We start from the raw sequence: 13922 nt of genomic DNA, 5'->3' as shown, positions 1-13922 counted from the left end.
TCTCCCCGAATTGAATGACAGCGACCTGCTGTACATCGCTCCAGGTCTAGCACACCCGCAATAGGCCCGAAGCCCCTCGGCGGAGTGGCTTGTGTGCGAAGCGGGGAAGGGACGCGGAGCAATATGCGGCAATACCGACAACCCCGCCTTGACGACCCGTTCATACCCGTCATTACACTCAGGACGCCGGTGCAGCACGCGCGGTTGCTGTGCCACCACGTACGAGGGGGCAGACATGAGCAATGAGCGGCAGATCCAGGACGAGGATCTAATGGACGTCGCCCACGATCAGGAGCAGGCGCATCGGCTGCGGAAGGCGCTGAAGGTGCTCGCGGACAACCCGCATGTGGGTGGCAAGCTCCAGGAGATGGCCAAGGAAGTGCTCGCCGGCCGGATGGGCATGAAGGAGGCCATCGAGACGCCCCGTTACATGGACGCGCTGGGCGACCGGCTGAACCAGATGCGGCGGGCGGCCGAGGACCAGACGATGGAGGAGCGCGAGGAGTCCCGCGCGAAGTTCGCCGACTGGCAGCAGAAGCAGGAAGAGGAGGAGGACCGGGAGCGCGCCGAGCGCGACGCCCCGAGCCTCAACCTCGTCACCGGCCCGCGCCGCGGTGGCGGCCGCGGCCACCGCTGACCCGCCCGGCGGAGCCCGGAGTACGCCACGATCCGCCCTCGCTGCCGGTGCGACCGGCACGGCGAGGGCGGATCGTTGTTTTTTCGCGCTCCGCCGGAGTGCTGTGCGGCCCCGCCCGGGAGCCTTTCCGGGTTCTCTGTCCGGGATCATCCGGTTTTTGATCTCCGCCCGGAACCGCCCGACGGAGATCCGGAGAAATATCAGCCGGACAGCACCGTGCCGAACAAGAGCACTCCGCGCAAGAACCCCCCGGACAAGAACAGTCCGGACAACCTCACCTCGGACAAGAACCCGACACCGCACGGAAATTACAAAAAAGGGAATAAGAGGGTAAGGAGGACCCCATCAGCCCCTCTCTCCGCTTCCCCCACTCCCCGTTTCTCCCATAGCGCGGCACTTCCGTGTGCCAGTTCCGGAACAGCCACCCCTCGGCCGTCCCGCGTATCCGGCCCGGATCATAGGATCTATCCCGTACAGGCACGGATCCACGGAAGTGGAGGGCGGGATCGATGGGGGACGAGGAAGTCATGAGCGCCTCAGGCGAAGCAGCCGGCGCGGCGGCCGGATACGCGCCGCACCCGTACATCGGCGGCCGCACCGCCGTCCTCCGCGCACTCGCCGCCTGGCGCATGCGCTGGCCGGGCGCACCGCGCGTCATCGTCCTCACCGGCAGCCCGGGCAGCGGGCGTTCCCGGCTGGTCGCTGGCTTCCTGATGCTGTGCGACCCGGACTACCGCAAGCGGCTCCCGCTGGACGACCTGGATCCGGCGACGGTCCCCCCGGACCTCCCGGCGCCGGCCGTGCCGAACCCCCGGGGCCTGACGGCCGCGCAGGTGTTGTGGCTCCTCGCCGACCACCTCGACCTGGCCGCCGGGCGCGCGGCCGACATCTTCCCCGAAATCGCCTCCCGCGAGGAGCCGCTGACGGTCGTCGTACCGGACGTGGACCTGGCCGGTCCGGTGCGCGCCGCCGACGAGCCGGCGCGCCTGGTGCGCGAGGTCCTGGTGCCGCTCGCCGCGGCGCCGGCGGTCCACCTGCTCGTCGACGTCCCCCGCGAACTCGCCGGCGAGCTGGCCGGTTCGCTGCCGCGCGGCCAGGTGCAGGTGATCGACCTCGACGAGCCCGAGTGGGCCGACCCCGAGGGCCTGGCCCTGCACGCCGAGACCGCGCTCGCCCCGGAAGCCGGCGCCCCCGACCTGCCGTTCACCACCGACCCGGCCGCCCGGCGGGCGCTCGCCGAGGCGCTGGCCCGGCGCGCGAACGGCAGCCGGCTGACGGTCCACCTGGCGGTGCGGTCGCTGTTCGCCCACGCGGAGGGGTTCGATCCCACCGACGAGGCGCAGCTGCCCGCCACCGTGGGCGAGGCCCTCGATCTGCACGCCCGCCGCCTGGGCGCCGATCCGCAGACGCTCCGGCAGATGCTGGCGCCGCTGGCGTTCGCCGAGGGCGACGGGCTCCCGGTCCAGCTGTGGCGCCCGCTGGCGGACGCCGTCGCGGGGCGTGACATGGGCCAGGTCATCGCCGAGGGGATGCTGCTGGCCGCCCCGTTCGTGGAGCCGGTGGAGGTCCCCGCGGACGAGGACACCGCCGACGAGGACATCGCCGACGACGAGGAGACTTCCGGGAGCGCGGGCCCCTCGGATGACGCGGGCGCTGCCGGAACCGCGCTCCGCACCCTGATCCGCCTGACGCACCCGGCCCTCGCCGCCGAGATCCGCTCCGGCACGCCGGACCCCCGGAACGCCCAGACCAAGATCGCCATGGCGCTCCTGGAGGCGGTGCCGCAGCAGGACTGGTCCCGGGCCGATCGCTACGTCCGCGATCACCTCGCCGGGCACACCCTCGACGCCGGCCTGCTCCCCCAACTCCTCACCGATCCGGGCCTGTTCACCCACGCCGACCCGATCACGCTGCGCACCGCCGTCGAGGCCGTCCCGCTCGACCAGTTGGGCGCCCCGGCCCGTACGTACCTGCGCACCGCGCCCCTGCTCACCCGCCTCGGGGCCCAGGCCGACATGCGGGCCGCGCTCCTGGAGACCGCGTTCGTCGAGGACGGCCTCCAGCCGTACGCGGAGGCGCTGCACGGGCTGGGCCTGGATCTGCCGTGGCGCACCCTGTGGAGCCTGCCGCTGCCGGGCGTGGTCTCGGTGACGGTCGGGGCCCTCCCGGCTCCGGAGACGGCGACGGGGGCGGACCCGGCGGCGTCCGGTACCGCCCGCCGCCCCGTCGCCGCACTGGTCGTCCCCGCGGGAACCCCCGGCTCCCACCCGCTGCCGACCGCGGACCACCCGGAGGCCCCGGCCTCCCCCGCGCCCTCGGAGCCCACGGAGGCGCCCAGGGAGGCGGCGACGACCCCCGAGCCGTCCCCCACGCCCCCGTCCCCCACCGCCCTCGTCCTCCACGACCTCCTCCGCCCGGGGTACGTCGACGCCGACCCCGCGCGGGTGCTGCGCCCGTCGGAGCAGGAGCGGGCCATCGCCCCGTACGGGTTCAGCCGCGGTGCCGACTACCTACGGGTGTGGGCCCGGGAGAGCGGCCAGGTGGTGACCGCGCTGATCTCCGACTCCCCGTTCCGCGACGCCGACCTCTCGCCGGAGGGCATCCTCGTCGTCGCCACCGAACGCGGCGTGACGGCCCGTCAGATCCTCGCCCCGGCACCCGCCCCGGCACCGGCCGCCGAGCCCTCCGGGACCAGCGAAGCCAACGGGACTGACGAGACCAACGGGACCCCTGAGGCCACCGGGACCCCCGAGGCCGCAGCCCCCGCCACCGCGTCCGCCCTCCCCCCTCAGGCCACCGCGCCCGCCGAGGCCGCCACCACACCCGCCGGCGCCACCTCCACCGACGCCGCCCACGGCCGCCCCCACGGCCCCGAAGGAGTCCCCTCGTGAACACCCAGGCGCAGGCAGGCGCCACCGCCCAGCCGCCGGTCACCGGCCCCGGCAACACCGCCGTGGCGACCTACCTCGACCCGTCCACCGGCGAGGAGACCAACCTCGCCCAGGTCTCCCGCCCCGGCCTGCCGCCCGCCGAGTACCAGCTGTTCGACGAGTTGCAACGGCTGGGCGTGGACGGCGCCGCGGTCCGCGCGGTCCACACCGACCTGGGGCCGGCGATGCTGCCCGGCGGCTACACCGGCGACTTCGTCCTACGGGCCTTCCCGAACGCCGCGTTCTCCTGCACCACCGAGTACGGCGTGCGCCCCGAGGAGCGCGCTGCGGCCATCACCGGACTGCTCCAGCACATCGAGACCATGCACCGGCTCGCGGGCCGCCAGGCGCCGCCCCAGCCGCACCGCACGCCCGTTCCGCAGGCCGTCGCCCCCGCGCCGCCGCTGCCGAACGCGGACCTCGGCGCCCACCTCACCGAGGTCTTCGGCCCCGACGGCGTACGCCGCCCCGACGCCACGGCGCTCGCCGCCACCCAGCTCCCCGAGGTCACCAGGGCCACCCTGACCGAGGCCGGCCTCCCCGCCCTCGTCCCGTACTTCTTCACCGCCGACGACCCCGCCGCCCCGCCGGCCGGCGGCCTGTTCACCGACGCGGCCGCCCACCTTCGGGGAGCGGGGACGAACGCCCGGCCGGAAATCCTCGACATCCTCGCCGGATACGTCCGCCTCGGCACCGACGGCCTGTACACCCTCGCCGTCCAGTGCACCGCCCCGGAGGACGACCCGAGCCAGCTCGGCACCCTCTGGGCCGTCCAGCCCAGCACCGGCGGCGCCCGCTTCGTCAACCGCTCCCTCGCCGCCTACCTGCGCTCCTTGGCCCTCCTGGTCACCACGCGCCGACAGTTGGCCGGCCTCGACCCGTACGCCTCGGGCGCCGCGGTAGCCGCCTTCCAGGAACAGCTCGTGGCCCTCGATCCGTGGTCCCTGGACGACGCCGACAACTGGTGGTCCCTGGTGACCGAGCAGATGTGGCACGGCCTGTTCTGACCGAGCCTCCGCCACGGCCTCCGCGCGAGATGAACGAGGGGGACTAGGGAGACGAGGGGGACGAAGAGGATGAGAGGGACGAGGGGGACGCACCCCAACGCCCGAGGGCGCCGTGACGCGGTACACCGCACCACAGCGCCCTCACCGCACGAGCCGGGTCCGCAACGCCCACCGTCGACCCGAAGTGAGCCGACGTCGGCGCCCGTTGGTCACCAGGTTTCCACGGCCCAGAACTTGTTGAGGTAGGTCCGGACTTCGTCGAGGGTCAGCCAGCACTCCCACATCTGGCGGGTGGCGCCGTCGCCCCAGGGGTTGCCGAGGCAGATCCGGCCGCCGGCCACGTCGACGTCCTTCACGAAGTAGGCGTGGCTGGCCGCCAGCCGTCCGCCTGCCAGCTTTTCGCGGTCGTTCCCCTTGCCCCAGGTGCCGACCGCGAGCGCCTGGCCACGAGCCCGCCGGTCGGCGGCCTCGTGGCAGAGCCAGGGCGAGTGGTAGTCGAGCGGCTGCGGCTCCCGGCCGGTGAGGAGGCTGAACGCGTCATCCACCCAGCCGCCGCTGATCTGCTCGTAGCCGCCGCGGAGCTTCGCGGCGGCCTTCTCGTAGTAGCCGGGCCAGGTCTCGGCGTAGCGGGCGTCGTCCGTGTGCCCCTTGGCGCACCACAACATGCTGTGCCCGTAGGGCAGATCGGGCACCATCGTGATGTCGACCGGCCGCCCCTCGACGTAGAGCGTGCAGGTCACCGTGCCGTTGGCTTCGAGTCGGAGATGGCGGGCAGCGTGCTGGGGGTTGGCCTGGATCACCCCTTGGATGCTGGTGAGGAACCAACAGGTGCCGAACCGTCCCTGGTCCATGTCCTGCCAGGACATCGCGTCCGTCGAGCCGGAGACCCGCTGCCAGTTCTGGGTGAAGTAGGCACCGTCCACCTTCGCGAACGGCCCCTCGGGCAGTACCCAGCCGTGGTCCGCGCAGTCGCACTCGGGGTCGTACTCGGGCTGGCTGCACACCATCCAGGTGCCGACCAGCATCGCCGCGTACGGGCTCACCGCGCGCAGCAGCCAGCTGAACAGCTCGGCCTGCCTGCGCCAGTCATAGGCAGGTTCGCCGTGCTCGTCTACGACGTGGGTGAGGTCGTCCCAACGCTCCAGGCCCTGCTGGCCCCAGCGGCGGACCACCATGTCCAGCTCGGTCGGCGGCAGCGGGACCAGGAGGTTGGCCACCTGGTCCAGCAGCGACCGCGCGCTGTAGCGGGTCTCGTCGGCGAACAGCAGGTTCCACGCTTGCTGCCCGACGGCCTCGGCCCGCTGCGGGTTCGGCGGCGGGCCGGGTGGCTGCCAGGGGAGTTCGACCAACGGGTGGCCGTCCTTGGTGTAGTTCAGCCGGCTCAGCCCGATGCTGTCGTTGACCCCGCGCACCAGGTCGACCGTGCCGAGCAGCACTTCACCGCCAGGTATGAAGTCCGCCGCGTAGCCCGCTACTTGACGCCAGTTGTTGCGGCCGTATCCCACCGGTCCACCCCCGTACCACTGCTCAACCGCCCAGGAAAAGCCGCTCATGCAGTTCGTGTAGCCGGCCTCGCACCCTGGTGCCTTATCTTGATGAGCCATCAGTACGATGTGAGGCTCACAATCGCTTATGAAGGGTACCTGACATGGGGGACTCCGGGTTTCGGGTTGAGCCCGAAACAATCGGAAGTTATGCGTCAACGGTCGGTGACCAGGTCGAGCAGCTCAGGACGATCCAGAACGCGGTAGCTGCCATCCAAATCTCGTCCACCGCCTTCGGACACCTACCGAACGCGCAGAACCTGGCGGAGGCGTACAAGGAGCACGCCGACGCGAGCCGACAGAACCTTTCCGACCTCGTGCAAGCGCTGACGAACACGTCGGAAGGGCTCCACTTCACCGCGCAGAACTACTCCGAGCATGACCAGGCGGTCAGCTCGTCCTTCGGGGGTGCGTGATGAGCCGAAGCCGCTCGCACTCGACTCCGCACCACCCGTCCGCGCCCTCGCACGGCGGGTCGACGGACCACCCCAGCCCGTCCCCCAGCGGGCCCACCGGCAACAACCACCCCAGCCCGCCCAGCGGGCCCACCGGCAACAACCACCCCAGCCCGCCCAGCGGGGACCAGGACCACACCCAGACGCCCAGTCAGAACCAGAACCACAACCCGCCGGACCCGAACCACAACCGGCAGTCGGATCAGAACCACCCCGACCCGAACCACAACCGCACCGACCATCAGGACGGCGGAGGCGGCGGCAACAGCGGCGGCAACGGCGGCGGCGGTTCTAACGACGGAGGCTCCGGCGGGGACGGCGGGGCGGACGGGGACTCGCCAGGCGGCTGGAAGGGCATCCTCCAGGAAGGGGGCAAGTCCGCAGCCCAGAAGTTCGGCGAAAAGGGCGGCGAGTGGGCCGGGGACAAGCTCTTCGGGGGCTCCAAAGACGAAGGCGGTAAAGGCGGAGGCGAAGGCGGCGCAGGCGGCGGCGAAGGCGCAGGCGGCGGCGAAGGCGGCGCAGGCGCAGGCGGCGAGGGATCCGGCGGTGGCGAGTCCGGGGCACCCGCACCCGGCCAGTACTCCACCCTCCCCTACCCCGCCCCACAGGGCGGCCCCGGGGGCATGTACGGAACGCAGAGCGGATCCGCCGGCGGATATCCGGGTGCGACCACGGGCCTCGCGCCGGCCGGGGACGCGTACGGGTGGATCCGAAAGCCCAACCCGGCGCCCATGGCTTCGCTCCCTGAGGCGACCCATCCCTCCCGGAGCGGGATCGGCGGCATGCTGGACGAGGCCGTCGAGTGGGCCCTGGAGAAGTCCGGCCTGCTGAAGGTGCTGGAAAAGGTCACCGGCGACCTCGCCCAGCTGAACGCGGCCGCCGACGCATGGCAGAACCAGGCCAAGGCCGTGCAGTTGGTGGCCGAGGAACTGAGGACCAACGCCAACCCCCTCTCCCGGCAGTGGGAGGGGCAGGCATCGGGCGCCTTCAGCGGCCACATGGGCGAGATCGTCGAGGCGCTCGACTCCACCGCCGAGGGCATGGCCCAGACCGCGAAGATCATCAACTCGGCCGCGCAGGAGTGCGCACAGGCCGAGGGCATGATCATCGAGATCATCAGTGAGGCCATCGAGGCGCTGATCGTCTCCCTCGCCGCCGAGGCCGTTATCGCCGTTCTCACGGCCGGCATCGGGCTCATCGCGGACGCGCTGATCACCGAGGCGGAGATCACGGTCTTCGTCACGCGCGTCGCCCGGGTGTCCGAAGAGCTCGCCACGAAGCTGGAGGAGCTGCTCAAGGCGCTCAAGGAACTGGGCTCCGCGGTCAAGGCGGTCAAGAACATCAGGACCGCCAAGAACGCCCTCAGCGGGATCAAGAAGGTCGAGAAGGCCGTTGAGGGGGTTCGCGAGTTCGAGCAGGGCGAGGGCGCACTGGCCAAGGGCATGAAGAAGGCCGACGACTTCGTCACGGGCAAGGTCAGGGGCGGGATCGAGTCGGGAGTCAAGTCCGGCCTCGGCATCGATGACGACGACCCGGTGCAGTTCGCCGAAGACGGCAGCGGGAAGGGCCTGGGCAAGGCGGCGGGCAAGTCGGCCTGGGGCGCGGCGAAGGAAGGGCTGATGAGCGACACCAACAAGGAGGCCGTCAAGCAGGAGATCCTGCACGACACGGGTCTCGCGGACGAGCCCAAGCCCTACCGCGTCGACCGGTCCAAGATCGATACGCCCTTCGGGTAAGCACGCCCTTCGGTAGGGCGCCGGCCGTCCCTCACCGGGCGGTCGACCACCAAGGGGGCACCGTGACATCCACGGTGCCCCCTTGGCGCACTCCGGACGCGAACCGGATATCCGGCGGAGACCTCAGCTGACGGCAATCAGTCCAGCAGGACCGCGAACTGCCGGGAGTCGTCCTACTCGTACACGTGCAGCGCGATCCACGAACCGTCGCCGAAGGCCAGGCCGAGCCGGTCCGCGAACGTGAACATGAACGTGAACCAGGATGGGGCGCGTCACGGCGCAACCCGTAGGCGTCGCGGGGCGGTTCGAGCAGGGCGAGCGCGCCAGATGCCCCAAGCGCAGCCGCTCAAGCCCCGATCCGAGAGGGCGAAGCCCCTTCCGAAACCACCCGCCGCCGGACACCGGCACACCGGTACACCGGCCCCCTCCGGAACCGCGCTCCTCAGGGCAGCAGTAGCCAGTCCGAGACGATCGCGGCCACCAGCCCCACGCCGAGCAGCCAGGTGCCCAGTCGGGTGCGCCCGTGCCGGCTGAGTTCGATGACGATTCCGCAGAGTATGAGCGCGGCCCCGTACACCCCGACCACCAGCACCGATCCACGGGTGGCCAGCCGCACCAGGAGCAGCACCGCCATCAGGGCCATCATCACCGAGGCCAGCACGACCCGCACCCGTCGCGCCTGACGTGGCGTCAGCCCCATGCGCCTTTCCTCGCCCTCGTCCTCTTCCTGGGCGTCGGCGTCGGCGTCGGCGTCAAGAAGGGGCTCATCGGAGCGATCAGGCTGATCAGAGTGGTCGTTCCCCTGATCGTTTTCAGCTGCATCCATGAGCGGAAATGCTACGGGACGACCTACGCGCCCACTTCACGCGCCGACCGCCGCTGCGCACACCAACTCCCACCCCGCCATCACCCGAATTTCACCAGTTTCACCCTATCCCCGGCAGGTCAAATCTCCAGAGTTTCAGCATTGTTGCCCCGGGTCCACCGCCGGGCGGCGATCACGCCACTCGCCTTGACACGCTTGCGCACAGTTCGCCTACTGTGGGATCGGCAGGCGTAACGAGACGTAATGATCATGGTGCCGTGTGCACCGTAAAAACAGGGGCAATGGTGGCGGGCAACGCATTCGACGTAGATCCGGATGTACTGCGGGCGCAGGGAAACGCATTCGTCCACATCGGCAGCGATTTCACCAAGGCGTCGAAGAAACTCCAGGACGACCTCAAGGGCATCGGCGACCCTTGGAAACAGTGCGACTTCGGCGACATCTTCGACACGATCTACACCCCCATCCGGGACGGGATGTTCACGTCGATGGATTCCCTGGGCGAACGTCTGGAAGGCATCGGCGACAAGCTCCAGGAAATGGCGCGTTCGTACACCGAGTCCGACGAGCAGGGCGTCCACACCATCAGCGCGGTCGGCCGTCCGGCCATCTGACGCACACCCCGCCGGCCACACTCTCGTCCGGCATCTCCCTTTCACCAGCATTCGCCTACCACCGCACGGGGGACAAGCACTGTGTCACTGACGCTGCCGAGCGAGGTCACCTGGGTCCTGGACCTGCTCGGCTACAACTGGCCGGACGCCGACGAGGACAAACTCCACGAGTGCGCCCAGGTCTGGCGCAATTTCGCCGAATCGGTGAACACGGCGCACGGCCAGGGCTCTTCGGCGGCCAATGCGGTCGTCTCCGCCAATTCCAGTGAAGCCGTCGAGAGTTTCCAGAAGGAATGGGGCGCTTACGACGGCAGCGGCGGCAGCGGGGACAACTACTGCCGCGACGCCGCCACGGCGGCCGACGCCATCGCGCTGGCCTTCGACGCCGCGGCCGTCGCCGTGCTCGCCGGCAAGATTGCGGTCATCGCCCAACTCGTCATGCTGGCCGCCGAGATCATCGCGGCCCAGGCCGCCGCGCCCTTCACTTTCGGTACGTCCGAACTCGCCGCGGCCGGCGCCACCCAGGCGACCCGCCTGATCGTCCGCGAGATCCTCGAAAAGATCAAGCGCGAGGTGATGCAGGCGGCGACCAAGGCCATGGAGCACGCCACCATGGACGCCATCAAGAAGATGGCGAAGAAGGTGGTTTCCAAGGAAGCCCGCAAGGTCGTCACGGACTACGCCAAGCAGCAGATCAAGGAAACGGTCAAGGACACCGTCAAGGACAAGGTCGTCGACGCGGCCAAGGAGAAGGCCAAGGAAGCCGGCACGGAAATGGCGCAGAACGTCGCGCAGCAGGGCATCGAAGCCCACTTCGGTGAACGCGACGGCATCGATCTGGGCGAAACCGCCGACATCGGCAAGAAGAAGGCCGAAGAATACGTCGACGGCGTCAAAGAAGGCGCCAACGACCTCACCAACCCCAAGACGTACATCGACCACGCCAGGGACGACCTCACCAACCGTGGCCTGGACGAAGCGCAGAAACACGTCGACAAGCACACCGGCGGCGCCGCCAGCCGCCACCAGGGCGCCACGGACGCCGTCAAGGACAACGTGAAGGGCAGCGTCCAGGACGTCTTCGGCTGATCCCGAGCCGCTCCCAGCCACGCTCTCCCAGGGCCGCCGCCAGCTGACCTCCCCGGTCCCGCGGCGGCCCTGCCGCCTTCAGTCACCGAGCACACTGCCCGTATCCGCGGCCACCCCGGATTCTTGGCTCCAATCCCGTCCGTCACGGTCATCGTGCCCGCCGTCGTCGCGGGCAGCCTCTCGCCGAATTCGGACTGGACGGCACGATTGGCCAGATCACACGCTGTGGCGTCAAGGCTCCCCGGGCTGCCGTCACATAGGGTGACACGCTGACCAACGTGTGGGGGGGCTCGATGGTGCACCCTCACGCACCCAGGAGTAGCCAGAGCTATGGGGAATTGGGGGAAGCATGTCGACCACGAACGTCGATCCGGCCGCGCTGCGTGCAGCCGCTGGCCACAGCGAGGAGATGCAAGCCGGCGTCGGGACCGCCTTGGGCAGTTTGAGCGCGCATCACCAGTCCGTGCCGGGACAGACCGAGGGCCTTGATTTGACTGGAGAACTTCTGAGAACCCATCAGTCCTGGCACGACCGACTCGATGACGTCAGAAGGGAATGCGGCGAGGTTGCACGGTCACTGAGGGCCTCTGCGGACAACTACGAGCGGAACGACGAGGAAACCGCCAATTCGTTCACTCGTCCCGCTGGAAATTCCCTCTCCATCCGTCCAGCAACGCAGAACACCGCCCGCCACACCAGCCCCTTTGGATGATGTCCGATGGCTCTGACTGTCCGCGAGCTCGAGAATCTTCGCTTCTCTGCATTCGAAAGCGCCAAGCAGGAATGGGAACAGCTAACCCATCGACTCGGAGGCTATAAAGACCGAGTTGATGCCCATATGCGCCTTCCGCTGAAGCACGGCTGGTCCGGAGAAGCAGCTGACACAGCACAGAAGCGCATGAACAGACTGGGCGAGAACTTTCAGTTCGGCAGCCAGGAATGCGCACTAATTCAGACCACCCTGGACGGCGCCATAACCGAACTACGAGCACAGCAGAAGGCGCTCCACCAGGCATTGGACGAAGCCACCCAGAAGGGATATCAGGTCGCTCCGACTGGTGAGGTCATATACGCCGACGAGGGTGACATACCCACCGGAGATCCTGACGCCGGGGTACCAGCGAAAGAGCAGGAGCGGCGCGCCCTTGAGGGGCAGATATTCTCCATCCTTCGCAATGCCGCGGAGATAGACGCTCGTTACTGCCTCGCCCTGGCAAGACTTCGGGTCGGCCGCGGACTGACCGTGGACACCCTGGAGTCACAGAGGGACGCCGGGGATGTTTCCAAAATTGCGGGCACCGCCGTCGGCCTTGAATCGGCTCCCACCAAGGGTACGAATCCGAAGAAGGTCCGGGACTGGTGGAACGGCTTGAGTGAGGAGGAAAAGGATGAGCAACTTGCGCTGAACCCGGGCGTCATCGGAAACCTCGACGGGATACCTGCAAAGACCCGCGACAAGGCGAATCGGGTCAACCTTGATCGGTTGATCGCCATGCACCCGCCTGGCACACCTATGTCGCCAACTGTGCAGCGTCAGTATGAGGGCTTCCAGATGATCAAGGCTCGCTTGGATATGGACCCTGAGCAGGGGCCAGAACCGCTACTGCTGGGCATCGGGGCTGAGGGGCAGGGACGGGCCATCCTGTCGTATGGCGATCCCGACACGGCGGACAATGTCGCCGCGTATGTACCCGGGCTCAATACGCAGCTCAGGGACGTTGGAGGCGAAGACGGCGCCCGTGCATGGAATGTATGGGACGCGGCTCAGAAAGCTGGCGATGGGCGCCACAAAACGGCTTCTATCGTCTGGCTTGGCTACGACGCTCCGCAGCTGGGCACGGATCGCCTCTCGGAGAGTAGCCTTGCGGTCGCCGACAGGGAGCGGGGTCAGCAGGGCGGCGCGGCGTTCGGGAAGTTCCTCGATGGCATCCAGACCACGCATCGAGGTGAACGGCCACATGTGACGGCCATCGGGCACAGTTACGGGTCGTTCACGGTGGGGCAGGCCGCCCAACGCGAAGGTGGAATCCCTGCGGACGACATCATCCTGGTGGGCAGTCCCGGGACCGGAGCTCAAAGGGCCGAGCAGCTTGGTGTGGGTGCAGACCATGTGTGGGCGGGTGCAGCAGAGAGCGATCCGGTCACCCACGCCCCATCCGACTTGGAACTCATCCCTGGTGGCGCCATTGCCCACCTCATGGATCCGCATGAACTTCATTTCGGACAGGACCCGGCCAGCGAGGAGTTTGGTGGGCGAAGATTCGGAGTTTCATTTGGCAATCCCTCGGAGTCCCACTCCAACTACTTTGACAGGGATAAGGGCGGCGACTCTCTGGATAACATGGGGGCGATCGTTGCGGGGCATCCGGAGAAGGTTTCCATCCAGGGGAGACGGTGAAAGTGATGAGGCGAAGGAAGTTCCTCGCAGCAGCCGGTAACGTGGCGCTCGTATCCGCCTGTCTCGCTGGCTGCTCGGCACTCCAAGGAGGTGATCCTGACCCGACCCTGAATCCAAATCAGGCTGTAAAGCGAGTCGACGCTGTTCTAGATGACACCTTCAAGGCAGTACGCCCGGAACTTAAGTGGCGCGATGGCCCGATCAGGACAACAGAGGGCAGGAATTCGTTCACGAACACGTCAAACGGAGAATTGACCGTTGGCAGAACTCGTTATGTGCGCACCAAGGTATCGAAGGAGAAGCTATCCGAACTGATAAAGGCTGTGGATACACATTGGAGGCGGGAAGGGTTCAAGATTGGTGAGCTACATCCCGAAAGGCCGTCGTTTTCCGCTACGACGCCAGACGGCTGCACCATAAAGCTCTCGGTGGGCGGCGTCAACAATGTCTACTTCGACGTCGGCGTTGGCGCAATATCCCCAGGAAGCGGATTTCAACTCAAGGGCGAGGAAGGCGATAAATTCCCCAAGGCGCCCAATGGTGGCCCCGACTACACCCCGGACGTGCGTGACCGCTACTGGTCCACGTAGCACCCGCACCACGGCGCCGCGAGCGCGATGATGCCCCAAGGTGATGGCCCCTGGACGGACAGGGGCCATCGGTAAGGTCGCCCCACCCGATGACAC

Annotated in this window: 12 protein-coding genes; 10 read left to right on the top strand and 2 right to left on the bottom strand. The window is 68.5% G+C overall.

All coding sequences use genetic code 11. The features are described from left to right. Positions 1-235 precede the first annotated feature (235 nt). From ACO0M4_RS04440 to ACO0M4_RS04430, 3 genes are all read left to right on the top strand, one after another. Positions 236-637, top strand: coding sequence for a hypothetical protein (locus ACO0M4_RS04440; RefSeq protein WP_430368285.1), 402 nt, complete (start codon positions 236-238; stop codon positions 635-637). Between the two features lie 527 nt (positions 638-1164). Then, positions 1165-3528, top strand: coding sequence for an ATP-binding protein (locus ACO0M4_RS04435; protein WP_430368284.1), 2364 nt, complete (start codon positions 1165-1167; stop codon positions 3526-3528). Continuing rightward, on the top strand, positions 3525-4574 hold the full coding sequence (locus tag ACO0M4_RS04430; RefSeq protein WP_430368283.1) for an SUKH-4 family immunity protein: 1050 nt from the start codon (positions 3525-3527) through the stop codon (positions 4572-4574). The genes ACO0M4_RS04435 and ACO0M4_RS04430 overlap by 4 nt, the downstream gene beginning before the upstream one ends. A 209-nt stretch (positions 4575-4783) precedes the next feature. Here the strand turns inward: ACO0M4_RS04430 and ACO0M4_RS04425 are convergent, their stop codons facing one another. Continuing rightward, positions 4784-6127, bottom strand: a complete 1344-nt coding sequence (locus tag ACO0M4_RS04425) for a C2 family cysteine protease (protein ID WP_430368282.1) — start codon at positions 6125-6127, stop codon at positions 4784-4786. 95 nt (positions 6128-6222) lie between these two features. Here ACO0M4_RS04425 and ACO0M4_RS04420 point away from each other — a divergent pair, with 95 nt between their 5' ends. Next, positions 6223-6534, top strand: coding sequence for a WXG100 family type VII secretion target (locus tag ACO0M4_RS04420; protein ID WP_430368281.1), 312 nt, complete (start codon positions 6223-6225; stop codon positions 6532-6534). Further along, on the top strand, positions 6534-8309 hold the full coding sequence (locus ACO0M4_RS04415; protein WP_430368280.1) for a WXG100 family type VII secretion target: 1776 nt from the start codon (positions 6534-6536) through the stop codon (positions 8307-8309). The genes ACO0M4_RS04420 and ACO0M4_RS04415 overlap by 1 nt, the downstream gene beginning before the upstream one ends. Before the next feature lie 442 nt (positions 8310-8751). On the opposite strand, the gene ACO0M4_RS04410 is transcribed toward ACO0M4_RS04415, so the two are convergent. Continuing rightward, entirely contained in the window at positions 8752-9135 is a 384-nt protein-coding gene (locus ACO0M4_RS04410; RefSeq protein ID WP_430368279.1) for a hypothetical protein, read from the bottom strand. 281 nt (positions 9136-9416) lie between these two features. On the opposite strand from ACO0M4_RS04410, the gene ACO0M4_RS04405 reads away from it, so the two are divergent. The 5 genes from ACO0M4_RS04405 (at position 9417) to ACO0M4_RS04385 (ending at position 13826) form a co-directional block, all read left to right on the top strand. Next, the gene (locus ACO0M4_RS04405) at positions 9417-9749 is read left to right on the top strand and encodes a WXG100 family type VII secretion target (protein WP_430368278.1); all 333 of its coding nucleotides are present in this window, start codon (positions 9417-9419) and stop codon (positions 9747-9749) included. Between the two features lie 81 nt (positions 9750-9830). Continuing rightward, positions 9831-10838, top strand: a complete 1008-nt coding sequence (locus ACO0M4_RS04400; protein ID WP_430368277.1) for a PE-PGRS family protein — start codon at positions 9831-9833, stop codon at positions 10836-10838. Between the two features lie 349 nt (positions 10839-11187). Beyond that, complete coding sequence (locus ACO0M4_RS04395) at positions 11188-11550, top strand: type VII secretion target (RefSeq protein WP_430368276.1); 363 nt, start codon at positions 11188-11190, stop codon at positions 11548-11550. Positions 11551-11556: 6 nt separating this feature from the next. Then, on the top strand, positions 11557-13236 hold the full coding sequence (locus tag ACO0M4_RS04390) for an alpha/beta hydrolase (RefSeq protein ID WP_430368275.1): 1680 nt from the start codon (positions 11557-11559) through the stop codon (positions 13234-13236). Next, positions 13233-13826: a hypothetical protein gene (locus tag ACO0M4_RS04385; protein WP_430368274.1), complete on the top strand. Its 594-nt coding sequence runs from the start codon at positions 13233-13235 to the stop codon at positions 13824-13826. Before ACO0M4_RS04390 ends, ACO0M4_RS04385 begins: the two co-directional genes overlap by 4 nt. Positions 13827-13922: the final 96 nt, after the last annotated feature.

The organism is Streptomyces sp. RGM 3693, from assembly GCF_050471125.1.
GTDB lineage: Bacteria > Actinomycetota > Actinomycetes > Streptomycetales > Streptomycetaceae > Streptomyces.
The sequence above is the reverse complement of the archived record's forward strand: the minus strand, read 5'-3'. Positions and strand labels throughout refer to the sequence as shown.

Coding starts and splice junctions, on each gene's coding strand:
- ACO0M4_RS04440 (WP_430368285.1), top strand. CDS start 236: ATGAGCAATGAGCGGCAGATCCAGGACGAGGATCTAATGGACGTCGCC.
- ACO0M4_RS04435 (WP_430368284.1), top strand. CDS start 1,165: ATGAGCGCCTCAGGCGAAGCAGCCGGCGCGGCGGCCGGATACGCGCCG.
- ACO0M4_RS04425 (WP_430368282.1), bottom strand. CDS start 6,127: ATGAGCGGCTTTTCCTGGGCGGTTGAGCAGTGGTACGGGGGTGGACCG.
- ACO0M4_RS04420 (WP_430368281.1), top strand. CDS start 6,223: ATGGGGGACTCCGGGTTTCGGGTTGAGCCCGAAACAATCGGAAGTTAT.
- ACO0M4_RS04415 (WP_430368280.1), top strand. CDS start 6,534: ATGAGCCGAAGCCGCTCGCACTCGACTCCGCACCACCCGTCCGCGCCC.
- ACO0M4_RS04410 (WP_430368279.1), bottom strand. CDS start 9,135: ATGGATGCAGCTGAAAACGATCAGGGGAACGACCACTCTGATCAGCCT.
- ACO0M4_RS04405 (WP_430368278.1), top strand. CDS start 9,417: ATGGTGGCGGGCAACGCATTCGACGTAGATCCGGATGTACTGCGGGCG.
- ACO0M4_RS04395 (WP_430368276.1), top strand. CDS start 11,188: ATGTCGACCACGAACGTCGATCCGGCCGCGCTGCGTGCAGCCGCTGGC.
- ACO0M4_RS04390 (WP_430368275.1), top strand. CDS start 11,557: ATGGCTCTGACTGTCCGCGAGCTCGAGAATCTTCGCTTCTCTGCATTC.